Raw genomic sequence first — 25250 nt, 5'->3', positions numbered from 1 at the left:
CAGATAGTGACCGCCGCGTCGGCAGCACCCGGGCGCAGCCACCCCAAGCAGGGGCGCGCGCAGCAGACATATGAATTGCTGCTCGACGTCGCCGGCGCGCTGCTTGCCGAGGTGGGTGTCGATCGCATCTCCACCAACATGATCTGCGCCCGCGCCGGCGTCACGCCGCCAGCGCTCTACCGCTATTTCGAGGATAAATATGCGGTGCTGGAGGCGCTCGGCCGGCGGTTGATGGCGCGGCAGAACGTTGCGCTCGAGGACTGGATCGCGCGGCATGCCGACCAGGGCCTCGATGCGCTGCGCGACGGGATCGAGGAACTGCTCCGCGAAACGGCGCGGGTCACCCAGTCGGAACCCGGCGCTGTGTGGATATTGCGCGCGCTCCATGCGTCACCGCGGCTGATCCATGTCCGGCTCGAATCGCATCGCTATGTCACCGACAAGCTGGTCGAGGCCTATACGCGCTACCTTCCCGACATGGACCGCGACGAACTCTGGCAGCGCCTGAGGCTGTCGGTCGAGCTTGGTTTCGCGGCCGACGAAATGCTCCAGGAAGAAACCCGCGTGTCCGAGGGAACCGTGCTGAAGAGCGTGGCGCGCCTGTTGAGAAACGATCTGTAGGAAGCGCAGGGCGGATGGACGGGCCGCCGGGCTGGATCATCCGGTCGGGTCGTCGTCCGCTGGCGGCGGGGGCGCCTCGCCGGAAGGTGCCGCTGGCGTTTCAGCCGAGAGGATCGCCGGCGCGAGCCAGAAGGGCAGGTCCTTGAATTTGTCCGCCTGCACGATGTCGCTGTCATAGGCCACGCCGTCGAGCGTGGCGCCATCGATGCTCTGCACCAGGCAATAGCCACGCATCGCTACCTCGGGCACGTCGCTGCCCGATTGCCAATAGCGTTCGAAACGCGAGCCGGCGAAAAGCTGGAAACCGTCGAGGCCGGCGTTGGCCCCGACATAAAGCCCGGGGACATAGCCCGCTGCCGCCACCGGATCGTACCAGGCGTTGCAATAGGCGATCACGTCGATCGTCGGCGTGCCCTCCGCCACGCCCTCCAGATCGAGCCAGACGCTGACGCCGTACGGCAGGCCGACTGACCGGGCATTGGCCGCTGCATAAGCGCCATATTCGGCGCCAAGGCTTGCGCTCGGTACCCAGCCCGACGGGGCGACATGCTGGACCGCCATCAGCGTCAGGCCGGCGTCGAGGATATCCAGCGCTTCCGACCGCGTCAGGTCGGTATCGGCTTCAGGCGCGTCGCGCGTCAGATAGCGGATCGCGAAGCGGAAACCGGCGGCGGCGAAGGCGCTTGCGCTGCTTGCCGTCAGCTTGGTGTCGGTGTCGAATCCCGTCGCCCCGGCAGGCGCCGCTTCCACGGTTCCCGGCAAGGTAAGCGTCAGCGGCGGATTCGGCGCTGGCGCCGGATCGGGTGGAGGCGCTGGCTCCGGCTCCGGCGGCGGTTCCGGTGGAGGGGCCGGAGGCGGGACGGGTGCAGGCTCCGGCGAAGGGGCCGGCGCTGGAGGAGTGGGTACCGGCGCTGGCGCTGGCGGAGGAGGTGGCGACGGCGGAGGTGGCGGCGGAGGTGGCGGCGGAGGTGGCGGAGGTGGCGGAGGGGGAGGTGGGAGGACCGGCGGCAGATGGCGCTGCAGGAAGCGTTCGAGATGCCAGCTTGCCTTGGCACGACGTTCGCACTGTCCGTCGCGGAGTGCCTCGATCCAGGCGTAGTGAAGACGCCGGAAATGGCGCATGTGGCGATGGTGGAGGAAGAGATCCTGGACGACGATGTGTGCAGGCATGTTGTCCCGGACGATCTCGCGGGCCTGGTCGCACCAGCCACCGTCGGCATCGGGCTCATCGACCGGCATCACCGCGGTGATGCGGAAGCTGTAGTCCGGCGGCTGTTCCTGCGTCGCCTCTTCTCCATAGTGATGATGATGATGGTGGTGGTGGTGGTGGTGGTGGTGATATTCCAGCGCGTAGCGGAGCAGTGTCCATTCAACGATGTAGAATCGCCGCAGGTCGACGCTCGCGGCGCGCACCAGCCGCGCCGTCATGGCGACCGCTTCCGCGACATCGCGCAACTCGCCCAGCAGCCAGCATCCGTCTTCGAGATCGCGGCACACCAGATAGACCGGTCCGCGGCCGGGTAGTGCCCCGACGCTGTAGCGCGTCGGATCGGCGAGTGCCGGCATCAGCGCCGCCGCGACCGTTTCGCCCGCCAGTGGCGATTGCCCGTCATGGTCGCCCGGATCGCGCGGGTGATCGGCGGTCTCGACCGGCAGGAAGGTCTGCGCCACCACCTCCCCCAGGGCAGCGGGCAGCAGGCGGCCGAAACTGGCCTGCGCCGGATCGGTCACCAATTCCGGGCCATCGGCCCGGCTGGCGGCATCGAGCAGCGCAAGATCGACCCGGCAGCGGATAAAGAGATCCGCCGTCCGTGCCGCGTCGTGGCCCGCGCGATAGTCGAAACCCCGCCCGCGATCCCGGGTGGCGGGCACCATCCTGGCGAGCATCGTCCGTTTCGCCTCGATCAGCGCCGTACCCGGTTCAAGCTCGACGATGCCGCACGCCGAGTCCGCCGGCGGGGTGATCGCCTCGGCATAGAGCGAGAGCAGGAAATCGAGGATCGAGCCCTGTCGTGCCACGACGGGGTCGCCGTCGGCGATCAGCCGCTGGAGACTGACCTCATAGCCCGGCTCGAGCAGCGGTTCGACATTCGGCACGATGCCGCGCAGCGACTGGCTGACATAGGTCCGTCCGCCGCCTGCCGTGATCGAGAAGAGGTGGCGGACGAAAGCGAGCTGGGCGAAGAAATCGGCCATCAGCTGGTCGAAGACCATCAGATAACCCTTGAGTTGCCGGGCCTGGGCCTGACGTTGCGGCGACGATTCCGGCGGCAGGCCGTAGCCGCCGATACCATAGACCGCCGGGAACTGATTCTGCACCGAGCTATAGGTCGCCAGATCCCAGCCATGGCCGGTGGGCGGGGGATAGTCCTGCGCATAGTCGATGGCGAGGTCATAGGTGCGGCGCTGGTCGGCCCAGGCACGGGCGAGCTTGCGCGTGACGGTGACTGGATTGGTGCGGCAGATACTGGTGCCGTGCCGCAGCCGGATGTCGCGGCCGGCAATGGCCGCTTCGTCCTGCAGGCGGAGGATATGGCCATCCGGGACATGGATGATGTCCTTGCCGGTGAAGACCTGCTCGCCAACCTGTACCGACAGGCTGTCGACCGAAAGCACGCCGCGCACCTCAGCCATGATCTCAAGCAGATATTCGACTGGGACCGTCGAGGGCAGAGCGGTCAACTCGCCTTCGCCGATGAAGCCGCGCAGCATCAGCGGCCCGTTGAAGATATGCGCCGTGGTGAGACCGGCCAGGCGCAACGCGTCGAGCGACTGTCGCTTCGGTTCGGGTGACAAAGCGAGTCCGAGCTCGAACAGCAGGTCGGCGAGCACGGTATCGGGATCGCTATTGTCGTCGAGCTGGATGTCAGCCCGCACCCGGGCGCGGAGCGGTCGGAGAACCACCGCGTCCTGCACATCCTCGCACAGGGCGCGATTCGCCGTGTAGCAATCGAGCACCTCGACCCTGACCGAGTCGGGATCTGGGCCGTGATCCTCGCAGCCGGGATCGAGGCCCGGCACCAGCACCGCGATGCGATAAAGCCCGGAAACCCCTTTCGCCTCGCCGGGCGGGACCATGGTGAACCACGCATTGCCGATTTCGGGCACGCGATCGATGATCAGGCGGCGAAGATCGTCCGTCGTCACCGGATTGACCGGCATGATCTCGCGGGCGGGATAGAGCGCCTGCCGGTCAAGCGCGATCCGCCCCGTCTCGGGCGCGCAGAGCAGGTCTGCCACCGCGAAATCGGAACGATAGGACAGTTCGGTGAGCGCGTAGCAGAGCTGCTGGAGGATCGTGACGCCCGGGTCGGACCAGTTGTAGTTGGTCCAGATCTGTCCGGTCAGCCGCTGGACCAGCGCCGTGCCCTGGGTGAGCAGCGCGGCATAATCGAGCCCAACGGGGTCGCCATCGGTGGCGAGCACGATAGGTATCGGCTCGGCGCTCATCCGGTGCGTCCGGAGATCATGGCGGGCCGGGACGTCAGCGCCAGTTTGGGTGGAAGCGCCGGCTCGACGCTCGGCTGCGCCTTGCCCCTGATGGTGTGGGCGGAGGCCGAGGTCAGGTAATAGAAGCCGCCGAGCAGGCCTATCGGCGATTCCCGCACCAGTTCAAGCGCCCGGATGGCACGGACATAAGGCCGGTGACGGACGAAATGCGCCACTTCGTTGCGCGTATAATAGTCGTCGGGCCGGGGCGGCAGCGCGGGGGAGGGCCAGGGCGACAGATACTGGATCAGTTCCTGGTTCAGTCGTTCCTTGTTGGCCTCGACCGTATCGTCGTCGGTGAACACCAGGTCCGCGACGACGCGCAGCCGGAGATAGGGCGGATTGGTCACCCATAGCTGGATGAACGGGCTGATCCGTTGGCCGAGATAGGTCGCGATCGCATTGAGCGTGGTCGCGTCGCAGGCGGGGATCGTCGGATCGAAAATGGCCGGCGTCTGCGGCCCGGGGACGGGAATGACCCAGACATTGCCCGGCACGGGGGCGATGCCGCCGTCGCTCGCCGGTACGACCGCGACCTGCCACAGTGACGGAAACGCCGCGAGCGCGAGGCGGGAATAGTCCCAGCCCTGGATGCCGCGATCCTTGTGGCGCAGCCGTTCGGCCAGCCAGAGTTCGAAGCCGGCGCCGATCTCCGCCGGCGCGCCGCCGGTCGACGGCATCGGCTGGTCGATCGAGCCGAGATCGGGCAGGGGCGTGACGGTTTTCGCGATCGTTCCGGCGGGCAGGGGATCGCCCAGGCGCGCGCCACCGCCCGGGCCGACCCATGTCGCCATTGCCGCGTTGGTCACCAGCCCCGCGAGTTTCGGGAAGGCGGTCGGGTGACTGGGCACGCTCACCCGCAACCAGGGCTGCGCGGCATGCGCTTCGGAAAGGGCTAGGCTGACGATGCCCGAATTGCGCAGATTGTTCGTGGTGTCCCGCAAGGGCGTCAGCGGCGGCCAGCGCGTGCCGCCATGACCGTCTATTCCATGACCCTGCGCCCAGACGACAGGCGGCGTATCGGTTGGCCAGCCACCCGCCGGCGGCGCGAGCTGGAACAAGAGGGTCAAGGTTTCGGCCGGGTCGGACAGGCCGATTTCCAGGGCGTCCGCGGGGTCTATCGGGGTGAGCAGCGGCACTGTCCCGTCTGTCTGCCATCGCACCGGCTCCACGCCGTCGAAGGGTAGCAGGTGGAACAGCGTCGCGGGCGGCGCGGCGTCGTCAGGTCCATTGGTCGTGACGGGAGCCGGTATGGCTGTGGTTGCGGTGTAGGTGACCTGGATGCTCGCCGCCATCGGCAGCCAGGGCTGGTTGGGAAAGCCGAGCAGGTCGGTGCCCTTCATGCACTTGTCGATGCAATCGCTGCTATCCGTGGAGGCGAGCCTGGTCTGCACGTCGCGCAGGCCGGCCGCCGTGACGGGCCGGGCGACCGCCGCTGGCCGGCCCGCTGCCCTGGCCTGCACGTCGAGCGCGCCCGATGCGGCATCGATCAAGGCGCGGGCGCTGTCGAGCCGCGCGGGCGTCGGCGTGGCGATGGTCGACGCATTCTGCGCCAGCCACGAGTCGAGGCTGGCGTGCACGCTGGCGACGTCGGGTGTCGGTTGCCAGATACGGCGAAGCCGCCGGAGGAAGCCGGCCGTGTCGACATCCCCGAGCGCCGATGAGAGGCTGGCGCGCCAGTCAGCCTTGGTTGCCGGATCGGCGTCGTTCGCCGCGATCTCGTCCTCGATCGCTTCGAGCGCGGCACCGTCCAGATTGGCGACCGCGCGCTGGATCGCCGCGCGGACCGACGGTTCCAGGCTCGCATCCGGTGCGGTGCCGTTCGCCGCGATGATCGGCGCGAGATGCGTGATGACGGGATGGGTCTTGTCCGGTTGCCCGCATTGCTGCGCGCAGGCCGATGCCGCCGCGGTCAACCGCACCGATGCCGCCATCACGTTCGGCGCGTAGAGTACGTCGCCAAAGGCGGTCTTGGGCTGGCTGAGGCACAGGCACACCGTGCTCAGGGTCGGATCGTAATAGGGGGGCGGGGTGCGGGGCTCGACCGTCGCGACCAGCTCTGTGGTGGGATCGATACTGGCGTCGACGATCGGAACCGGAACGCGTCCGCCGGTCTGGAACAGATAATGCGCCGGATCGGACGTCTGCCACAGGCCGGGGTTGAAGACGTCGAGCTTCGCCCTGAAGCTTTGATTGTCGAACTGGGTTCCCGGCGGCACCGTCTTGCCATCGGCGTCGATGACATAGGCCTTGTAATAGCCTCGGAAGCCGGTGCTGGTCACCGGCAGGCCGAACCATTCGATCGTCAGCTCGAAACTGTCCACCGGCTTGATGAACAGTTCCGGCGCGGCGATCTGCAGCGTCGCCTCCTGGACCGGGGGCGATCCGAAGACCAGGAAGGGCTGGCTGGTATCGATCGGCCCGGTCGGCGTCGACGCCTGGAGATCGGTAAGGCCGACCACCTCGACGTCGATCGCTAGCGTCGAGAGCCGCATCGTCGCGAGGAGCGAATAGGGATAGACGGTGATGTTTCCGCAAGGCCCTTTCAGCGTCACCGGTTCCTGTAGCAGGTCGGCGACCAGCGTCGGCACGTTCATGTCGGGGACGGCACTGTCGGCGGCTGGCGGCACGGCGTCGGTCGCGGCCGGCTGGGTGGAGAGCGCGACCAGCGGATCGGCATCGGTGTCGAGCACGAACGACAGGGTGAACAGCGGATAATCGTCGCCGGGCGGGGAGACCTGATACCGGGCGATATCGATCCAGCCGCCCGCCGTCGAATAGCGCAGGGCGAACGCTGTCTGCATCAGCTGGATGAAGGCGTCCTCCGCCAGGATGCCGGTGGTTGCGGCGATGCCCTTGAGTATCTCGTTCACTGCCGTCAGGCTGTCCGGCGCCATCTTCAGCGCGAGGGTGACCGCGCGGGTTCCGCCGGCGAGCATCAGCGTCGGGCTGGCGACGGCGAAGCCGAGGGTAGCCTTGGTCGTCGTCAGGACTCCGGAGGTGCCGGGATGGGTTGCACCGAACAACGGGAAGGGCGTGGCGATCGCCGGCGCTTTTTCCGACAGGGCGACGACGCCGGTCAGAACCTGCGCGGGAAGATGAGAGGTTCCCACGGCGGCCATGTCCGAGGTCACGGTCAGCGTGCGCAGCGCCGCGATGGACGCGAGATCCACGGTGAAGGCGGCGTCGAGCGCATAGGCGATCTCCTCGCCGTCAGCGTCGGTCCCGGCGAGGAATTTTGTGTCGTGCGGCAATTCGACATGAGTCACGCCCTTTGCGGGGGTGAAGGTAAGGCACACCGTGTCGGGCGTGCCAGCCCGGCCGGTCTGGCGCAGGATGTCGGACTGGTAGAAGTCGATCAGCCGCGCGGGGAAGTGGTTGATCGCGTTCTGCGCGTGCTGGAACAGCCTGGCAAAGGCATCATAGAGGCCGGATTGCGGCGCATGCGACGGGTCCTCGAAGGACCTTTCCATCGCGCGCAGCGCGGCATCGCGCCCTTGCCCGAGCGCCGTGAGGATCGTGGAGAACAGATCCTCGAGGCGATCGAGAAAGGTAGGAAACCATCCGCCGGAATTGAGGCGTACCGCGTCTTCGGGCGCGCTGCCGCCGAGATGCGTCGCCAGGCTGCGCGCCGGGGCGGCGAGGATATCGCGGCGGTCCGAGCCCGCCAGCGCGGCCAGCGCCGGCTGGAGATTGGCGTAATCCGCCTTGCTCCGGGTGAGGATCCGGATCAGCCGCAAGATCGCGACGAGCGCGGGGCGCAGGGAATCGATGCGCTCTTCGGCGCCCTCCGCGGCACGCAGGTCGACCAGGATCTGGTCGAACGTGGCGCGGATCTCGTCGAGATCGAGGCTGGCATAGCGCGCCTGCGCGATGGCTGGATCGCTCAGGAAGAAGACCGACCAGTCGCCATCGGGCTGGTTGGTGAGGTCGTAGAAGGTGATGAGAGCACCATATTCGCCGGCAAAGGCGAGCAGGTCGGCCAGGCTGCGTCCGTCGACCTCGACCCGCGCGGGCGCCGGTGCCGCGCGCTGGCGATCGCGCTGGCTCGGCGCGTCGTTCAGGGCACGAACGTCATCCAGCGCGGTCATCGCCCGTCACCTCACATCGGTGGCGGCGCAAGCGTGGCCTCGTTCAGATAGAACGGAAAGACCAGGTTGCTGCGCGCGTTCGTGCGGCGGACGATGAAATCGATCGAGATCGCGAGTTCGCCGTTCAGGGGGGAGACTTCCTCGATGTCGATCCGCCCCACGTCGATCCGCGGTTCCCAGTCGAGAATGGCCTTGGCGACCAGCGAGCGGATGTCGTTGGCGAGCGTCTCGGTCAGCGAATCGAAGACTTTGAGGCGCAGGCCGGTGCCATAGGTGGCTGCCATGATCCGCTCGCCCAATGCCGTCGAGAACAGCACCCATAGGCACTCCTTGATGTTCTCGACGTCGCTCGACATCTCCACCGAAGCGAGCTGACGATCGAAAGTGGGCGGAAAGGTCCAGCCGGTGCCGAGGAAGCTCTGGGAGATCGAGATTTCGTCGGCCATCGCCTAGCCCCCGATCATCACGGTCGGCATGCCGATCACGATGGAGCCGCCATGGGCCGTGCTGTCCCCCATCCGCGCCGCCGGCCGGCCGCCGATCTGCACCGTGGCCGATCCCTTCACGATTGAATCGGGCGGTCCGACACAGACGCAGAGATCGCCGAGGCACGCCGCGGGAAGCCCGCCGATCAGCACGTTCGGCATGCCGGGGCCGGTGACCGGCCCGCCGACATGCGGAATCGGCGGCACGCCCGGCGTCACCATCGGGCAGGCATGGAAATCGGTCACGCGCGCGGCGGGGGGCATGGCGTGGTTTCCTCGCGCTGGGTCAATTGATCTTCACCAGGCCGCCCTGGACGGTGACCATGCCGCTCGACGTCAGCTTGGCCTCGGCCGAGCCCTGGGCGGCGAAACTGGTGTCGGCATTGGCCTTGATGGTGAGGCCCGCAATCTCGACGCCGGAGGTTCCCTTGATCGAGACCTTGCCCTGCGCGGTGATCGCGACGTCGGTCTTGGCGGTGAGGGTGAGCTTGGCGGCACTGGCGATGGTGATGCCGCCGGCCTCCATCGTGATGCTGTTGTCGTGCATGTCCTTGATCGTCACCGTCTTCGCCTTGTCGTCCAGCCGGATGCTCTGCTTGGCGGGGGTGGAGACCTCGACCGCGGGGAGATCCTCGAAGAAATCGATGCGCAGCTTGCCCCTTGTGACGATCGCCTTCTGGTTGTTCTTCGCCTCGGGCGCGATCGGGGGAGGATTCTTCTTGCTGTACAGGCTGCCGACGATGACCGGGAAACGGGGATCGCCATTCATGAAGGCAACGACCACTTCGTCGTTGATCTCGGGGTAGAATTCGGCGCCAATCTGGTTCGAGGCATAGAAGCTTCCCAGCCGCGCCCAGACGCCCAGGTCCCCCGCCTGGAGCAACGGCAGCTTGACCTGGACGCGGAACTCGCCGTCCGGATCGCCGTCGATCTTCATCACGATTCCGGTCTGCAGATTGACGACCGGCGGCAACAGGCCGGCGGCTCCGGGCGCCGCGACCTCGGGTGCGGTGGCGGCGAACCATTGCGGGGAGAGGCCGATCTCCACCGTCGTCATCCACAGGCCCTCGGCGACATGTTGATGGACCGCCGAGACATAGGCGTCGCCGTTGAACCGGGCACCCAGCCCGGCGAGGGTGACCATGCATCCGGTCTTGGCCAGCGCGTTGCCCTGGAAGCGGATCTCGCCGCGGATCTTGGCGAGCCTCGCCTTGAGCAGCTCGGCCGAGGACCAGTCGGTAAGATCGGCCTTTTCGAGCGTGCCCGCGGTCTGTTGCGGATAGGTCGAGATGCCGAACACCTTGGCGAGCTGGTCCGACGAGATGTTGCCCGGCGTGGTCACGCTGGCGCTTGCCTGACCCGATGTCGCGAGTGCCTGCGTCGCCGGATCCCAGGCGAAGCTCTGGATCGCGCCGGCGGTATATTGAGTCGACGCGTCCATGGCGGCGCGGAAATCGAGGATCGATTCGCCATAGGTGAGGCTGAGTACCGGCGCCTTGCTGGTATCGGGCGGCGCCACCGTTGCCTCGCCGGACGACACGATCACGACCATGCCGTTCAACTGGGCGCGGATCAGCATCAGATCCCAGTCCGACGCGTAATATTGGACGATCGACGGCTGGACCGGCGAGGTCGTGGTGACGGTCGCCTTCAGCCCGGCCGCGCCGATCAGTTTCTTGATGACGTCGCTGTCGGTCATTTTCTCGAAGATGGCGTTGTTGCGCGCGAGCGTCATCGCCATCGCCTTGTCGGTCGCATCGACGACGAGGCGGGAGGGGCCGTCCTGGGTGACCTGAAGGCCCTGGCGATAGATGGTGCCGGAAAAGACCAGGGTCTCGCTCGAATCATAGCCGAGCGCGATCGTCAGCGGCTTGCCCGGGATCAGCGCATCGGTCTCGCTGATCGGGAAGGTCGCCTCGGACGGGCTCCCGTCGGAGATCACCACGCGGCACTGGGGCAGCTTGTTGACCCCGGTCCAGATGTCGATCGAGACGACCTGATAAGCGCTGTCGAGTGCCTTGCCGTCCGCCGTGATGGTGGTGGCGACCAGCGCGCCGGCGGTTTGGGTGGGGGAGGGCGCGGTCATGTTCCCGTCTCCGTGCTCGCACCCTTGAGCGGAGGGAACACCAGTTGCATGCCCGGCTCGAGCCGGCGGAAGCCGAGCAGGCCGTTGAATGCCGCGACCTTCAGATAATAGGTGCTGGTGCCGTAGATACGGTGACACAGATCGGGAAGCGTGTCGCCAGCCACCACGGTGACGAGATGGCTCAGGTCGGGCGAGGTCATATTGGCCTCGGCGGCCAGTTGCTTCTCGCTGGCGAAGGACATGAAGGTCGCCGCAACCTTGGCCCGGATCGGCGTGCCGTTCGGCTTGAACAGGGTATAGGTGATCTTCAGCTTGCTCAGCACGCACTGGAACTGAAGCTGAGCCCAGGAAAGCTTGATGTAGTTCGGCCGGTGGATGACGCCGTTGACGGTCGCGACCAGCTTGATGAAACTGTCGATCAGCCCCGCCACGCCATCGGTCGGCAAGGGCGTGCCGGGTATCGGCGGGGGGATGACGCCGGTGGCGTCGAAGACCAGGTCGAACGAAATGCTTTCCTGCCCGACGCGATTATACTCGGGCGAGGGGCCGTTGCTGCCCGGTGCCTGACGATCAGCATAGCAGATCGTGAAATCGTGCGTGTAGCTGGCCGGGTTGATCCACACCGTGAAGGGCAGCCCGGTCTGGCTGTTATATTGCGCGTCGGAATAGGCCGTGACGACCATGCGCTCTAGGCTGCCCGATGTCATTTCAGCGCGTCTCGCGCAGGCTCAGGCTGCGCAGTACAGCGCGCACGCAATCCTCCACCAGCGCCTCCCGCTGGGGGCCGGTCATGGACCCGGAGGACGATGCGCCACATCCGCTCCCGCCGCCGCCCGAGCCCCCGGTGGGTGGCGCCTCGCCGGGATCGCGCACTGCCATGCGGACCCCTATCTCACTGATATGCAACGGCATGTCGTGCCCTTTCAGTAACCGATCAGCGCCGACACCGCCGGCACCATGCTCACCGCCTCGTTCAGCGGCATGCGCGTGACGGTCGAGTAGGAAAATTCGAGCACTTCAGTCAGCACGTCGTTCTTCTTCGAATCGAACGGGCCGGTGACCCAGCGCACCGGCCAGGCGCGGTCGAAGGTCCAGGCAACCAGCGGGATGCGGTTCGGCCCAAGCAGCATGACGACGATCGTCTGGGTCAGGATCGGCTCGTTCAACGTCGATCCGACCGTCTGCGCCGCCCATTCCGCAAGGAAGGACGGCGCAGTGACATAACCGCGCCGCAATACGAGATTGGGGGATTTGGTGACCCCCGGAAGCTGGTGCGCGAAGCGGTTCTCGCCGCCCTCGATCACCGTCTCGACCTCGATCTTGGCGTCGACCCCCGATACTTCCTGGAAGCTGGCATCGGCGCCGCTCAACAATTGCAGCGCCGTGCCGCTTCCCGCCACCGCCACGGTAAAGGAAAAGGCGGGTGGCGGGATATAGACGCCGGTGACCATTACGGCGCCGAGACGACCATCGTCTCGAAGGCGATGTCGATGCTCTCTACCGCAACCTCATTGCCTTCCGACTTTAGGTCGGTGCCGGTGACCTTGATCGGGAAGGAGTTGTTGAGGGTCCAGACCATCTTCGGCGCGGCGGTCTCGTCGAGCAGGCTGATCACCACGGTCTGGCGCGCGATCGTGTTGAGCTTAATCGAATCGAACCAGGTCCACAGCGTCGTGTCGTTGATGAAGATGCCCTTGCGCATCGTCACGTTGCCGACCTTGCCGAGGCCGGGCATCTTGATCGGATAGAAGCTCGGGCTGTCACCATGCCGATATTCGATCGGCGTATTCTCGGTGCTTAGGCCGGTCACTTCCTGGAAGCTGACCGTGCCGGTGGGAAAGCCAGCGACCGAGAAATAGAATTTCGGAAGTGGCCATACTGCGTCTTCTACTTCGCCTGCCATCATGAACTCCTGTTATTTGGCGTGTCATTTGGAATGGTTGGATAAAGTGCGTGTCGCGCCTGGCCGCGATCAGACGCCCTGCATCGTCTGGGTGAAGGTCAGCTCGATGAACTCGGCCGGATGGATCATCTGCACGGTGACGTTGACGATCATGTAGCCGTTGAGCACGTCGAGCCCGCTCATCGTCTGCGGGACGCCGCACTGGACGGTGAAGGCGTCGCTCGCCTTGTCGCCCATCAGGCCGCCGGCTTGCCAGAGGCCGGTGAGGAAGTTCGAGATCGTCGCCGTGACGGTTGCCCAGGTGACGCCGTCATTGGCCGCGAAGACGAACTGCTGGAGCGCCTGCTTGATCGACTGCTCGATATAGTTGAGCGTCCGGCGCACCTGGATATAGCGATAGTCGAGACTGTTGCCGTCAAGTGTGCGCGCACCCCAGACGACCGTGCCGCGATTGACCATCGCGCGCAGCACGTCGATCGCATTGCCGTTGAGCGGCGCGTTGAAGCCGCCTTGCTGATCGTCGGTGAGCAGCACCTTGGGCGCGGTGATTTCGTTGAGGGAGAAATTGGCCGGCGCGTTCCATACACCGCGCTGCGCATCGTTCTGGGTCCAGATACCGGCCATCACGCCGCTCGGCGGCACGACGTTGAGCTTGTCGGCGAGGATCTGCTGGATGTTGCCGAGCAGCGGCACGGCGTTGAGCAGATACTGGTCGAGCGACTTGATGCCCGCCGCGTCGGTGGGGGCCGTGTAGGTCGCGTCGTCCGGCATCGATACGAACAGCTTGTCGGTCGTGCCGGTCGTGCCGGTGATATCCGCCGGCACCGTGTCGGGGGTCGCGGTGATATCTGTCTTCGCCACCGGGAAGGCGGCGGCGATGCGGGCCGCGATATTCACGAAATCGGCTGAATAATCGGTCTTGGTGTTGTCCGTCTCGTCGACCGTCGGCGGATAAAGGCCGAGCAGCTGAGTCGTCAGCAGATTGTTCATGGTGGTGATGCTGTCGGTCGCGCCCGTCAGGCTGGTGTAGAGAACGTCGTTGCTGGTGAGGAGCGAGGATTCGAGCGCCGGGCCGTAAGACGCGCCATAGCTGAAATTGGCCGCAGCCGGCGCGATCGAGGTGTAGAGCGCGTTCGCCTGCTCCTGCATGCCGGCATAGTTCCAGTTCTCCGGGATGAGCGCGCCGGGCAGGTCGAGGATCGCCACGCGGTCCTGCTGCTTGCCCGCCTGGTTGAGCATGTCGACCGCCACGGCGGCATAGCCGCTGGCGTCGTAAGTGCCGTCTTCCTTGACCTTCACCAGCAGGCACGCGTCGGGAACCACGACCATCGTCGGCCCCCGCGTGTCGGCGGCGACGGCGAGGCCGGACTGCAGCGTCTTCTGGTCCACGGGGGTCACCGTGCCGCCCGGCGTTACGCTCTGCGTGCCCCAGTAATTGCCGACCGAGACGACGAAGCAATTTCCGCCGCCATTGGCGTAGAACAATTGCATCGCGGAATAGAGGTTGAACTGTGCGGCGAACGAGATCTTGTGGGTGCCGTCCTCGGTCGTTCCGACGACATAGTTCTTCACGGTGGTCGTCTCGCCGTTCGAAGAACCCGCTTCGAAATCATACACGGTGTCGGTGCCCGCGCCGACGATGCCCTTGGTATCGAACCCATAGCCGAAATAGCTGTAATAATCGGCCATGGAACTGATCTCCACGGCCTGCATGTACATCTGTTTGTTGTTCGAGGGGTTCTTGGCGGTCTCGGTATAGCCGACGAAGATCGGGACCGCGGTGGCGACCCCGACGATCGAAGGAGGGAAAGCCGCGAATTCGGTGACGTAAACGCCCGGTGTCTTCCGGTCTTTCTTGAGGCTCGTTGCCATGACGTTGCTTTCCTCTTGCGGTTAGGCGGCCGAAGTCGCCGGGTCAGACATAAACAAACATTTCCGAGGTACCTGTCGTGCTCTCACCAACAGGGCCGGGCCAGACGGGCGTCCCGGGCGCCACCGGCAGCGGCGCCACGAGGATCGCGTTGTTCTGGCCGCTCGCATCGCGTCGCTGGCCGGTGAGATGAAATCGCTGCCCGGATTTCTGGCGGAGCGGCAACAGATCGCTGGTCCTGAACAGGATCGCGGCGGAACCGTCCGGCAACAGCACCGGTTTCGGATCCTGCTTGAACCGCGCATTCGATCCGTCGATGCGCAGATCGTTCAGGCGCGACCCGGGAACCTGGGAGACGATGTAATATTGCCAATAGGTATGACGTGCGTCGAACGGCAGCCGATAGGCCTGCTCGATGATGGCGCCAAGCGGCGGATCCGATTCGAATAGCGACGGAATCGGATAGATTCCGCCACTCTCCCGCGTCGGTTGCGTGAACAGCATGTCAAGCAGCACCATGCTCTCGCCGTCGGACGGGACATAGAGAACCTCGCGCGGATAAGTGGGCGCCTTGATCGGATCCCCGTCCTTGCCCTGAAGCGAGATTGTGTAGAGATCATAGGGCAGGTCGCTGAGATCGACCGATACACGCTTCGGGGCGTCGATGCCGGTCGAGGCGAGCGCCGCCGGTTCGGTTCCGGGCGCGGGAATGACGACCGCACCTGAAATATCGGTCACGATCACACGGTGGGTTCCGGGCGGCACCGTCAGATTTAGCTCGTTGCCGACCACCGGGTGAAGTGCGTCGGCACCCATGAAATCGCCTTGCGACAGGAGCGCAATCGGATCGGGAGGGCCGCCGCCGTCGCGCCGGTGGGCGTCAAGGTTGCAGCCGAAGAGGTTGGCCCGCGACTGGGTGGTCTGGATCGGCAGCGCCGTGACGCCGACGAATTCCGCATTGGTGAGTGAGAGAAGGAAGGTAAGCCTGCTCCAGAAGCCGTTCCGGCCCCCCGGATCCTGGGCATCGTGCCGGAGATAGTCGATGATGTTGTGCAGGTCCTGGGGCTGATAAAAGACGCTGAACCCGGCGCCTTCATCCTTGAAGGCCATGCCGAGCGACGCGAGGATCTGGCTGGTCGAGGATGTCGGCGTCACCCGAAAATCGGGACACTTCCCCTCGTTCTGGGTATAGTAATTGTGCGTGATGGAAACGCTGAACAGCCGCCTGAACCGGTTGGCCGATTTCGGCGGCGCATAGGTGAACGATCGCGATGCCCCCGCTATGCTCATAGCGAAGCGCCCGCGTCTGGTTCTTCCGAAATGCCACCACCGGCGACGGGATAGGTCCGCGCCCGCATCGCTGTCGACGCGAAGGGGAGCATCCGCAACTTGTAGAACACGCTTGGCAGGTATTTGGTGCCGAGCATGCCCATGACATAATTGACTTCGACAGGATCAAGGCTGGACATCTCGAAGGTTATCTTGTCGATCTCGATGGGTAGTTCGGGTGCGTTAGCCTGCGTGAACCACGGATTCTGCTGGAAGAAGGAAATGATGCGCGAAATGGCAGACAATCCATCCGAATAATTATGTGCTGCGAAGTTTGCCATGAAAACAAGGTGCAGATCTATATAGATGGGCGGTTGAACGATGGCGTAGGCATCAGCTCCGGCCTTTGCGGACGAGTAAGAACTAATAATGTTCTCGCGTGTTATATTATAAAGAGTCATCACGACCTTGTCTCTGGTCGAGTCGTTGACCGAGCCATCATGATAAACGGTACTGGTGAGCGAAACCCAATCGTCCCCACGTCGATCGAGATTTTGCATATACTCGTTGGCAAGCCTGCGGATGACTTCCAAGACTCCGCGTATGCTCGACATCAACTGATTTTTTACACCTCCAAGGCAGGTGCGCAAGCGAGAGAAGCAACCGAATCTGTGTGATTCCCGCCGACATTCAGCGATGCGACGGGGTGCCAATCCAACAGGCAGGATATGTCATGCGATGCAATGAGATATCGAAAAAGCTCGATCAGCTTCCGAGATAATGTCCTTCCTTGCGAAGCTCTTCACGGACTCCGCTCATGATGTCGGCCAGTTCGATTGTCTGCGGTGATCGTTCAACTGCGAGCAGGCAGGCGTGGCGCAGGACATTGACTATTGCTCCACCGGCTAATTCATATTTGTTTGCCAGTGCATTGAAGTCCACTTCCGTCGAGACTTCGAAGCGCCCGGTGCCGAACATGTCGCGCCAGAGACGCAGCCGCGACGGCATGTCGGGCATCGGGAACAGGATGGCGGACTGGAAACGGCGGGCAAAAGCTTCATCCATGTGGCTGCGCACATTGGTCGACAGGATCACCAGTCCCGGAAAATCCTCGAGTCGTTGCAGCAGATAGGCGATCTGCTGGTTGGCCGCGCGATCGTTGGCGCTGCTTGCATCGGTGCGGCGGCCGAACAGGGCCTCGGCCTCGTCGAAGAACAGGATCCAGTTGCGATGCTGCGCCTGGTCGAACAGGCCCGCGAGATTCTTCTCGGTCTCGCCGATCCATTTGGAGACCACGCGCGACAGATCGACTCGATAGACGGGTACGCCATGGTGCTTGCCCAGCAGGCTTGCGGTGAGTGTCTTGCCGGTGCCCGGGCCGCCGTAGAAGAGGCTGCGATATCCCGGCTTCAACCTACCGCCCAGACCCCAATCGTCCAGCAGGGTATGAGAATGGCGAACCCAGCTGCCGATCATCTCGATCTGCGCCCGCGTTGCTGAATCGATGACCAGATCGTCCCAGTCGAGCGGGGTCGTGATTCGCTCCGCGGGAAAGCCCTCGCCGGGCGGGAAGATATACTCCTTCCCGGTCAGCAGCCGTTCCAGATATTCGCGCGACAGCCGCAACGGCGCCGCGGCGGGCGGCTCGTTGGGGTTTCGCTGATCGATCGCCAGTACACCTTCCAGCAACAGCTTGTGCTCGGGCGCGAACAGGTCCCGGGCGCGAATCCGTTCCGGCAGGTCGGTCCCGGCAATAAGGAAGAGCGCGGTTTCGACGGTGGGCAGAAAGCCCGCATGCGACTGGTCGGTGACGCCGCCAAACTCGCTGAACCGTCGGCCGGTAGCCTGATTCTGCAGCAGGAAAGGATCGAGCACTTCCGGCGCGAGGTGCGGCACCAGCGCGAGCATCAGGACCAGGCGCTCGCGTGGGTCAAGCGCCATGTCGCGGAGCAGCTGCGCATAGGGGCCCTTCGCGTGCGTCAGGCCGGGTGGCTTCGGCATATCGGTGACGGCGATGTCAGCCGCGTCGCGATAGGCGGCGAAGCGTCGGGTCATCACGCGCTGGAACCAGGCCAGTTCGCGTTCGATGGCGTCGTGGTCGGACGGTGCCTTGGTCATGGCGATCTCACCAGTTCACGTGCAGGGGCTGGGGCATCCAGCGATGATAGAGGACGGCGCGATTCCACGGAATCTGGTCAGTCAGCACGTCGACCGTCTTGCGTTCGACATCCAGCGTCCAGCGATCTTCCTCCCGGCGGAGACGCCCGTCGCGTTGCAGGAAGGTCTCCCGCAGGCCCGCAGGAGACGTGTTGCGAACGATCGGCCAGTTGCCGATCATCGCCCTGACCATCTCGTCGCAGATCGCCCGATCGCCGGCGTCGGGCACGATCGATCGCGCCACCGGCGCCGCCGAGTCCGCGCCGCACAGCAGCTTGTTGAGAATGAGGTCGGGCTCGGGCCGGTCGCACCGTTCATCGACGAGATATTGCAGCAGATGGACGGCGCGCGAGATGGACTCGATGCCGGTGATGCGGGCAATCCCGTCGGTGCCGGCAGTCAGGACCCCGAGGCGCTCGAAGAAGAGCGGCAGGAACGGGTTGAACAACACCAGCCCGGCATTCCGCACATATGACATCGCACCCGTCTCCATTGGCGGCGGCGGATCAGGTTCCATCCGTCGTTCCGCTTGTTGTTCCGCCCGGGCGGGAGGGCGGGACGTTTCGGTCGCCTTGTCCCGTTGCAGCGCCGCAACGATATTCGCGTGCCCGCCCTGGCGTGCAACCAGGGTCGCCTGGGCGCGCACTCGCGGCGCACTGTCCGGTACATCCTTCGCGATCGCGGCAATCATCCGGGCGGCGATGACGCGGGGCGCGGGAGTCTCCCGTTCCGCCAGGATGGTGAGGACGAGTGACCATAGTTGCTCGCCATTGTCCGACGCGCCCGATGGCGCGGCCTGTCGCCGCGCCGTTGCGAGTATTGCCGTCAGGTCGAGGACGAAACGCGCCCGGGCCGGTGCGATCCGGTGCACGATACGGGCGAGGATCTCGCCCGGCATGGCCGCGGCCCAGCGTGCCCTCGCTTCCGGGCGCGCCAGTCCGTCGCGCAGGACGGTATCGAGCGCCGGATCACCACGATCGGCCATGTCCGCGAGCAGCCTCAACAGGCGAGCCAGCGTGGGCGGGTCGGCGGGCCCGGCGCCGGAAAGCCAGGCGAACAGGATCGATCGATCCCGGCGGCCGGGAGGCGTGGGCGGCGTCGTTTCAAGATCGGGGGGCATCGGCACGGGGCGGGCGAGGCGCGCCATATCGAGCGCCGCGCCGGCCATCGCCGCGACGGCGGCGCGGATGCGCAGATCCTCAAGCGCGCGGCCGTTGAGACCGGCCGACAGAGCGGCGAGCGGTCCGGACGATGCGAAGGCCCATGGCGCCAGGCGTTGGAGCAGCGTCGCACCGTCGGCCGGCTTCATATGGGCAAGGATGCGGCGCAGGCGGGCCGAGACCAGTTCCGGGTCGGGATCGTCGAACAGTTTCCGCAGGACGGCAACGGTTTCTCCGGCCAGATCGCCGAGCCATGTAGCGATCCGTGCCTCTGGCGGTGCCCACCATGGCAGCGTGCCTTGGTCGAGCCAGTGAGTGAGCAGCGCGAGCCGATCTTGGCGCTCGCCGGGCGCACCCGGCGGGTGGATCAACTCGGGGTCCTTGCCCAGGAGAACTGCATCGAGGATCCGCGTCCACGCGTCCGTCATGGTTCCGCCCGGCCTGTCGGCCAGATGTCCGGCGATGGTCGCCGCACGGTCGACCAGATCCGGCTGCAGGGCTTCCAGTATCTCTTCGGGCAGCATCCAGGTCAGCAGGCGGTCGATCAGGACACGCGTTTCTCCTGACGCAGCGGTTGTGAGACGGTGGAGCAGCGCGGCGAAGCCATCTGGGTCGCGATTCGCCGCTTCCGGCAGGCGTGGTCCGAGCGCAAGCGGCTGGCCGGTGCGCAGGAAATGCTCGGCAAAGCGCAGCAACTGATCTGCCGGCATCTCAGCTGGCGCGTTGGTGGCGGTGGTCCCCGCGACAGGGCCGGCGGTTGTGATGGCTGCCAGCGATCGCCATTCTCCGATTTCGCGAATCGCGATGCCGTCGTGGCGGGCCAGTCCCGCGATCAGCGCGCGCCGCATGCCGGGCTGGTCAAGGCGACCATTGCCCCGCGCCAGGGTCGCGAGGGCCAGCGTCCAGATCAGGTGGCGGAACCTGTCGGCGTCGAGGCGCACCTGCGGCGCGGCCGAATGCCAGCGCAGCAGCAAGGCTAGGTCGGGCTCGATGACGGCGGCATGAGCGCGGCCAAAGGCGCCAAGTGCCGCGACCAGCACGGTATCGTCCGATATCGCGACAACCCGCCGCAACAACCCGATGTCCCCGGCGAGCCAACGGAGCAGGCCCAGCTTGCCGGCGCCATCGGCCTGCGACAGCTGCCGCGCGAGGGCGGTTGGGTCCCCCGTTGTCCCGGCCACGGTTTCAGCGGTGGTTGGAACGGCCACCGGCTTGCTCTGCGAGAGCGCCCGCGCGAGGATCGAGTCGCGGGCCAACGTCGATCCGGCCTCTGCCAGTGAGGCGAGCAGCCGGGCATGATCCGTGTCGATGGCCGGTGCCAGGTTACGCAGGAGCTGTCTGAGCCAGGCAAGGCGATGGAAAGGGGGGGGCGGTTCGGCCAGCAGCGACCGCAAGGCCAGTCGCCTGAGTTGCTGCTCGAACGCCGTATCGGAGAGGCCGAACAGGGATCGCCCGCGCTGCACCTTGGCGAGGTCATCGAGATCGGCCAGGATCGCTGCCGCGTGACCTGGGCGCAGGCGTTCCACCAGGCGCCGGAAATCGCTCGCCGAAAGTCCCTGGAGCAATGTTGCGGTGGCGGCCTGATCCTGTCCGTGACGTCGCAGGCCGGAAAGCAGCATCGCGACCTTGTCGGGATCGGCTGCCGGCTGGTCGCCCGGGGCGACGGGTGGCAGGTCGGCGGCGAGATCCGCCACCGCCAGGGGAAGCGATCCGGCCGGCTGACGAAGGATGGCAAGCGTGCCCACCAGGGTTTCCAGCAGGAAGGCATAGGAAACGCCTCCGGCCGCGGCCAGGCCGCGCAGCAGGCGGCGCAGCCAGCTCCGCCGGTTGAACTGCGTTCCTGCGTCGCGCAGCAGATAGCGGAGGACAAGCAGCCGCACCTGGCGTTCGAAGCCGGCGTCCGACAGCGCCAGCAGCGCGGCCTCGTGGTGCAGCAGGGTCAGGCCGTGGACATAGGCGATGATCAGCGCGGCATGCGCCGGTTCGAGCCGTTCGACCAGCCAGGCGAAGGCTCGCGCGGTCAAGCCACGCACCAGCGCTTCCAGCGCGACTGGATTACCGACCGCCGCGCGCAGCCGAGCGAGCAGGGTTTCAAGATCGCGGGTTTCGGTTCCGGCCGCTGGCTGGGCCGCCATGGGCGCGTCGGACAGGGTATCGGTGGCGGCATCATCGCCGCGGCGCGCGAAGAGATCCTCGATCACCCCGGGCAGCGACCCTGTGATCGGCCGTTGTCGCCGGGTCCGGTGCAGCGCTTCGCGCAGCAACCCAAGCAACACCGGATAGGCGATGCCTTCAGCCACGGCGATGCCCTGGATCAGATGATCGACAAAGGCGCGGCGATTCGACTGGGTCCCCGCGTCGCGCAGCAGGAATTCGAGTGTGAGCACCCAGAGGGCGCGACGTAGCACAGGCTCGGCGAGCGGCGCTGGCGTTTGCAGATACAATCGTCGCAAATCGGTATGATAGGTGAGGATGACGGCGACATCGGCCGGTGCGAGGATGGTCAGCAGGGCCCGCAGATCGTCGGCCGCCGCCTGCAGAACGAGCCGTTCGAGGGCGTGGCGATATCGGGCGAGCCGGCGCAGCGTTGCCACCAACGCTCCGGGCCGTTCGGCGATCAGCTGCCTGAGCGAGCCGGCCGGATCGAACGGGTCGGCCGCGCTGTGGAACCGGGGCGCACCATGGAGGAGATAGGTATCGAAATCCTCGAGCCTGGCCTTTTCCATCGTCGCGCCGGGGGCGTCGTCGGCGGCGTGCCGCGCCGCAGCGACGGCATTGCCGATGGCCTCGGTCAGGGCGTGTTCCAGCGCAGCGCTGACCTCTTCTTCCATCCGCTCAGCGGCAATGCTGCCGAGATCGAGGTCGATCCGATCGAGCCTGAGGAGGAGGTCGGCGGGGACGAGCGAATCGAGGATTCGTTCGAGCGCGGTGGGAAAGAGCGTGCGCGACATCTCTTCGGCGCGCGCGCGCAAGGTCAACGCTGAGCCGAGGCCGGCGAGGTCGATGTCGAGGGTCAGGCGTTCGACGTGATGCGGTCGCGGCGGCATGGCGGCTATTCCGACGCGGTTCGGGAACGCGGCGGCACGGATCGCAGGGTGGTCGGCCGCCGTTCCAATGAACCTACTTCCGTCTCCCTCTTGCCGCCGCCATGGAGGTGCCGGGAAGGCGGACCATATTCAGCCCGTCAGCGACCGTCGAGCCGATCGGGCCCAAGTTGGTTCTTCTTGTATGGCGGCACGATGGAGGTCAGGCGTGCGACGGGGCCAGATCGGCGGCCTCGCACCATCTGGCCCAGCCTTTTTCCACCTCGACCCGGGCTTCCTTCGCGCTGGTGACGTGGCCATCGCATCGCGCCAAGCGATTCATGACGACGCCGTCGAGCGTATACCACCAGGCGCTTGGGACGTCCGTCAGGGTGCCGATCATGCCGACGCAAAGGTCTCCGCTGAAGGCCCGCTCGGCATTTCCGAGGCTCTGGTCTCGCTCCCAACGCAACATCGTTTTATTCTCCGCCAACAATCGGCCAACAAATGGCCAATTTTCAGGTGTGTTACCTCATTGAGGTGCCGCACCGGCCACGCGTTCGCGCACTCCGGAATCTGACGCGATTGTCAATGCCGGGGTGTGTCGGCGGCGGCCGATTTCGGTTCGAAAGTGACCTCTTTCGTTGCGTCTGCACCCGCTTCGACTAGGAAGGGTGCATGAGGAGATCCGGTTTTAACATGAATCCCGATTTCAAAACGCCGTTGTTGGATACGGTGAGCACGCCCGCGGAATTGCGCGGGTTACCTGTGGCGAAGCTGCGGCAGCTGGCGGACGAGTTGCGTGCGGAGACGATAGCGGCGGTGGGGGTGACGGGAGGTCACCTTGGGTCTGGTCTTGGCGTGGTGGAGCTGACGACGGCGATCCATTATGTGTTCGAGACGCCGCGTGACCGGCTGATCTGGGATGTCGGGCATCAATGCTATCCGCACAAGATCCTGACGGGTCGTCGCGACCGGATCCGGACGCTTCGGGCGGGCGGGGGCCTGAGCGGTTTCACGAAGCGCAGCGAGAGCGAGTATGATCCGTTCGGCGCGGCGCATAGCTCGACCTCGATTTCGGCGGCGCTCGGCTTTGCGATCGCGAACAAGATCAAGGGCGAGCCGGGCAAGGCGATCGCGGTGATCGGGGACGGGGCGATGTCGGCCGGCATGGCCTATGAGGCGATGAACAACGCTGAAGGGGCGGGCAACCGTCTGGTCGTGATCCTGAACGACAACGACATGTCGATCGCGCCGCCGGTTGGCGGGTTGTCGGCGTATCTGTCGCGGATCGTGTCGAGCCGTGAGTTCCTGAGCCTGAGGGAGCTGGCGCGTCGCTTTGCGCGCAAGCTGCCGCGTCCGCTGCATTCGGCGGCGAAGAAGACGGATTCGTTCGCGCGCGGGATGGCGATGGGCGGGACCTTGTTCGAGGAGCTTGGTTTTTATTATGTGGGGCCGGTCGACGGGCACAATCTGGACCAGCTGATCCCGGTGCTGGAGAATGTGCGCGATGCCGAGGAAGGCCCGATCCTGGTCCATGTGGTGACCAAGAAGGGCAAGGGCTATGCGCCGGCGGAAGCCGCGGCGGACAAATATCACGGGGTGCAGAAGTTCGACGTGATCACCGGCGCGCAGGCCAAGGCGCCGCCGGGGCCGCCGGCGTACCAGAATGTGTTCGGCGCGGCGCTGGTCGCGGAAGCGGCGAGCGATGCCAGGATCTGCGCGATCACGGCGGCGATGCCGTCGGGGACCGGGCTGGACAAGTTCGCGGCGGCCTATCCGGACCGGTTCTTCGATGTCGGCATCGCCGAGCAGCATGCGGTGACGTTCGCGGCGGGTCTTGCCGCGCAGGGGATGCGGCCGTTCTGCGCGATCTACTCGACGTTCCTGCAGCGGGCATACGACCAGGTGGTGCACGACGTGGCGATCCAGAACCTGCCGGTCAGGTTCGCGATCGACCGTGCGGGCCTGGTCGGCGCCGACGGGGCGACCCATGCGGGCAGCTTCGACGTGACCTATCTGGCGACCCTGCCGAACTTCGTGGTGATGGCGGCGGCCGACGAGGCGGAGCTGGTGCACATGACGCATACCTGCGTCCATCACGACAGCGGGCCGATCGCGGTGCGCTATCCGCGCGGCAACGGGACCGGGGTGGCGCTGCCGGAGGTTCCCGAACTGCTGGAGATCGGCAAGGGGCGGATCGTGCGCACGGGGCACAAGGTGGCGATCCTGTCGCTTGGCACGCGGCTTGGCGAGGCGCTGAAGGCGGCTGACGCGCTCGATGCGCGGGGGCTGTCGACGACGGTCGCCGATCTTCGGTTCGTGAAGCCGCTCGACGAGGCGCTGATCCGCAAGCTGCTGAGCACGCATGAGGTTGCGGTGACGATCGAGGAGGGCGCCATCGGCGGGCTCGGCGCGCATGTGCTGACGCTGGCGAGCGACACCGGGCTGGTCGATGCGGGCCTGAAGATCCGCACCCTGCGCCTGCCCGACACCTTCCAGGACCAGGACAAGCCCGAGAAACAATATGCCGAGGCCGGCCTCGATGCCGATGCCATCGTCGATACCGTCCTCAAGGCCCTCCGACACAATTCGGGGAGCCTCATCGAAGAAGCACTGCGCGATGCTGTCTGATCGTGTGCGAGCCGCGATTGTCGTCGCGATCGGGTTCATCGGTGTCGCCGCGGCGCCGGCGCCCACGGGCACGCTGACCCTGCGGATCGACAATGTCCGCAACTCGACCGGCGTGGTCCATGTCGATATCTGTCCCCAGGCGCAGTTCCTGAAGGACGATTGTCCCTATGTCGGGGATGCGCAGGCGCATGCCGGCGTTACGATGGTCACCGTCCACAACCTGCCGCCCGGCCGTTACGCGGCGCAGATCTTCCATGACGAGAACCGCAACAAGAAGGTCGACCGCGCGCTGTTCGGCGTCCCCAAGGAAGGGGTCGGGTTCTCGAACGATGCCCGGATCAGCCTCGGGCCGCCGAAATGGGCTGATGCGGTGTTCGCCTTCAACGGCGGAGAACAGACGATCGGGTTGAAGATGCGCTATTTCCTGGGTCCCTCCGGGCCGCCGTCAAAGGCCCGCTGAGG

At 65.7% G+C, this 25250-nt stretch carries 18 protein-coding genes; 3 read left to right on the top strand and 15 right to left on the bottom strand.

Features of this window, described 5'->3' with window-relative positions:
* The first annotated feature begins 6 nt into the window (after positions 1-6).
* Positions 7-621, top strand: a complete 615-nt coding sequence (locus NDN01_RS16735) for a TetR/AcrR family transcriptional regulator (protein ID WP_272622886.1) — start codon at positions 7-9, stop codon at positions 619-621.
* Positions 622-657: 36 nt separating this feature from the next.
* Here NDN01_RS16735 and NDN01_RS16730 read toward each other — a convergent pair whose 3' ends face one another.
* The 15 genes from NDN01_RS16730 to NDN01_RS16660 form a co-directional block, all read right to left on the bottom strand.
* A complete protein-coding gene (locus NDN01_RS16730; RefSeq protein WP_272622885.1) occupies positions 658-4071 on the bottom strand; it encodes a glycoside hydrolase domain-containing protein in 3414 nt (1137 codons plus the stop codon).
* The gene (locus NDN01_RS16725; RefSeq protein ID WP_272622884.1) at positions 4068-8201 is read right to left on the bottom strand and encodes a hypothetical protein; all 4134 of its coding nucleotides are present in this window, start codon (positions 8199-8201) and stop codon (positions 4068-4070) included. Before NDN01_RS16725 ends, NDN01_RS16730 begins: the two co-directional genes overlap by 4 nt.
* Positions 8202-8212: 11 nt before the next feature.
* Positions 8213-8647 carry a GPW/gp25 family protein gene (locus NDN01_RS16720; RefSeq protein ID WP_272622883.1) on the bottom strand — a complete coding sequence of 145 codons (435 nt, stop codon included), beginning with the start codon at positions 8645-8647 and terminating at the stop codon, positions 8213-8215.
* Between the two features lie 3 nt (positions 8648-8650).
* A complete protein-coding gene (locus NDN01_RS16715; RefSeq protein WP_272622882.1) occupies positions 8651-8950 on the bottom strand; it encodes a PAAR domain-containing protein in 300 nt (99 codons plus the stop codon).
* A 22-nt stretch (positions 8951-8972) separates the two neighbouring features.
* Positions 8973-10772, bottom strand: a complete 1800-nt coding sequence (gene vgrG, locus NDN01_RS16710) for a type VI secretion system tip protein VgrG (protein ID WP_272622881.1) — start codon at positions 10770-10772, stop codon at positions 8973-8975.
* Positions 10769-11479, bottom strand: a complete 711-nt coding sequence (locus tag NDN01_RS16705) for a CIS tube protein (protein ID WP_272622880.1) — start codon at positions 11477-11479, stop codon at positions 10769-10771. The genes vgrG and NDN01_RS16705 overlap by 4 nt, the downstream gene beginning before the upstream one ends.
* A 1-nt stretch (position 11480) precedes the next feature.
* Positions 11481-11684 (bottom strand): DUF5908 family protein, encoded by a 204-nt coding sequence (locus NDN01_RS16700; RefSeq protein WP_272622879.1) that lies wholly within the window; start codon positions 11682-11684, stop codon positions 11481-11483.
* 11 nt (positions 11685-11695) lie between these two features.
* Positions 11696-12223: a phage tail protein gene (locus tag NDN01_RS16695; RefSeq protein ID WP_272622878.1), complete on the bottom strand. Its 528-nt coding sequence runs from the start codon at positions 12221-12223 to the stop codon at positions 11696-11698.
* Positions 12223-12678: a phage tail protein gene (locus tag NDN01_RS16690; RefSeq protein WP_272622877.1), complete on the bottom strand. Its 456-nt coding sequence runs from the start codon at positions 12676-12678 to the stop codon at positions 12223-12225. The genes NDN01_RS16695 and NDN01_RS16690 overlap by 1 nt, the downstream gene beginning before the upstream one ends.
* Positions 12679-12744: 66 nt before the next feature.
* Positions 12745-14547, bottom strand: a complete 1803-nt coding sequence (locus NDN01_RS16685; protein ID WP_272622876.1) for a phage tail sheath family protein — start codon at positions 14545-14547, stop codon at positions 12745-12747.
* 43 nt (positions 14548-14590) lie between these two features.
* Positions 14591-15835: a hypothetical protein gene (locus NDN01_RS16680; protein WP_272622875.1), complete on the bottom strand. Its 1245-nt coding sequence runs from the start codon at positions 15833-15835 to the stop codon at positions 14591-14593.
* Positions 15832-16407: a DUF4255 domain-containing protein gene (locus NDN01_RS16675; protein WP_272622874.1), complete on the bottom strand. Its 576-nt coding sequence runs from the start codon at positions 16405-16407 to the stop codon at positions 15832-15834. Before NDN01_RS16675 ends, NDN01_RS16680 begins: the two co-directional genes overlap by 4 nt.
* A gap of 172 nt (positions 16408-16579) precedes the next feature.
* Complete coding sequence (locus tag NDN01_RS16670; protein WP_272622873.1) at positions 16580-17932, bottom strand: ATP-binding protein; 1353 nt, start codon at positions 17930-17932, stop codon at positions 16580-16582.
* 7 nt (positions 17933-17939) lie between these two features.
* Positions 17940-22178: a contractile injection system tape measure protein gene (locus NDN01_RS16665; protein ID WP_272622872.1), complete on the bottom strand. Its 4239-nt coding sequence runs from the start codon at positions 22176-22178 to the stop codon at positions 17940-17942.
* Positions 22179-22377: 199 nt separating this feature from the next.
* On the bottom strand, positions 22378-22557 hold the full coding sequence (locus NDN01_RS16660; RefSeq protein ID WP_272622871.1) for a hypothetical protein: 180 nt from the start codon (positions 22555-22557) through the stop codon (positions 22378-22380).
* Between the two features lie 296 nt (positions 22558-22853).
* Between NDN01_RS16660 and dxs the strand changes: the two genes are divergently transcribed.
* Together dxs and NDN01_RS16650 are read left to right on the top strand one after the other, a co-directional pair.
* A complete protein-coding gene (gene dxs, locus NDN01_RS16655; protein WP_272622870.1) occupies positions 22854-24788 on the top strand; it encodes a 1-deoxy-D-xylulose-5-phosphate synthase in 1935 nt (644 codons plus the stop codon).
* The gene (locus tag NDN01_RS16650; protein WP_272622869.1) at positions 24778-25248 is read left to right on the top strand and encodes a DUF2141 domain-containing protein; all 471 of its coding nucleotides are present in this window, start codon (positions 24778-24780) and stop codon (positions 25246-25248) included. The genes dxs and NDN01_RS16650 overlap by 11 nt, the downstream gene beginning before the upstream one ends.
* Positions 25249-25250 lie beyond the last annotated feature (2 nt).

The organism is Sphingomonas sp. QA11 (assembly GCF_028473665.1).
GTDB lineage: Bacteria > Pseudomonadota > Alphaproteobacteria > Sphingomonadales > Sphingomonadaceae > Sphingomonas > Sphingomonas phytovorans.
Note: the sequence above shows the minus strand (reverse complement) of the source record. Positions and strands in the feature narration are given on the sequence as shown.

Coding starts and splice junctions, on each gene's coding strand:
- NDN01_RS16730 (WP_272622885.1), bottom strand. CDS start 4,071: ATGAGCGCCGAGCCGATACCTATCGTGCTCGCCACCGATGGCGACCCC.
- NDN01_RS16725 (WP_272622884.1), bottom strand. CDS start 8,201: ATGACCGCGCTGGATGACGTTCGTGCCCTGAACGACGCGCCGAGCCAG.
- NDN01_RS16720 (WP_272622883.1), bottom strand. CDS start 8,647: ATGGCCGACGAAATCTCGATCTCCCAGAGCTTCCTCGGCACCGGCTGG.
- NDN01_RS16715 (WP_272622882.1), bottom strand. CDS start 8,950: ATGCCCCCCGCCGCGCGCGTGACCGATTTCCATGCCTGCCCGATGGTG.
- vgrG (WP_272622881.1), bottom strand. CDS start 10,772: ATGACCGCGCCCTCCCCCACCCAAACCGCCGGCGCGCTGGTCGCCACC.
- NDN01_RS16705 (WP_272622880.1), bottom strand. CDS start 11,479: ATGACATCGGGCAGCCTAGAGCGCATGGTCGTCACGGCCTATTCCGAC.
- NDN01_RS16700 (WP_272622879.1), bottom strand. CDS start 11,684: ATGCCGTTGCATATCAGTGAGATAGGGGTCCGCATGGCAGTGCGCGAT.
- NDN01_RS16695 (WP_272622878.1), bottom strand. CDS start 12,223: ATGGTCACCGGCGTCTATATCCCGCCACCCGCCTTTTCCTTTACCGTG.
- NDN01_RS16690 (WP_272622877.1), bottom strand. CDS start 12,678: ATGATGGCAGGCGAAGTAGAAGACGCAGTATGGCCACTTCCGAAATTC.
- NDN01_RS16685 (WP_272622876.1), bottom strand. CDS start 14,547: ATGGCAACGAGCCTCAAGAAAGACCGGAAGACACCGGGCGTTTACGTC.
- NDN01_RS16680 (WP_272622875.1), bottom strand. CDS start 15,835: ATGAGCATAGCGGGGGCATCGCGATCGTTCACCTATGCGCCGCCGAAA.
- NDN01_RS16670 (WP_272622873.1), bottom strand. CDS start 17,932: ATGACCAAGGCACCGTCCGACCACGACGCCATCGAACGCGAACTGGCC.
- NDN01_RS16665 (WP_272622872.1), bottom strand. CDS start 22,178: ATGCCGCCGCGACCGCATCACGTCGAACGCCTGACCCTCGACATCGAC.
- NDN01_RS16660 (WP_272622871.1), bottom strand. CDS start 22,557: ATGATCGGCACCCTGACGGACGTCCCAAGCGCCTGGTGGTATACGCTC.
- dxs (WP_272622870.1), top strand. CDS start 22,854: ATGAATCCCGATTTCAAAACGCCGTTGTTGGATACGGTGAGCACGCCC.
- NDN01_RS16650 (WP_272622869.1), top strand. CDS start 24,778: ATGCTGTCTGATCGTGTGCGAGCCGCGATTGTCGTCGCGATCGGGTTC.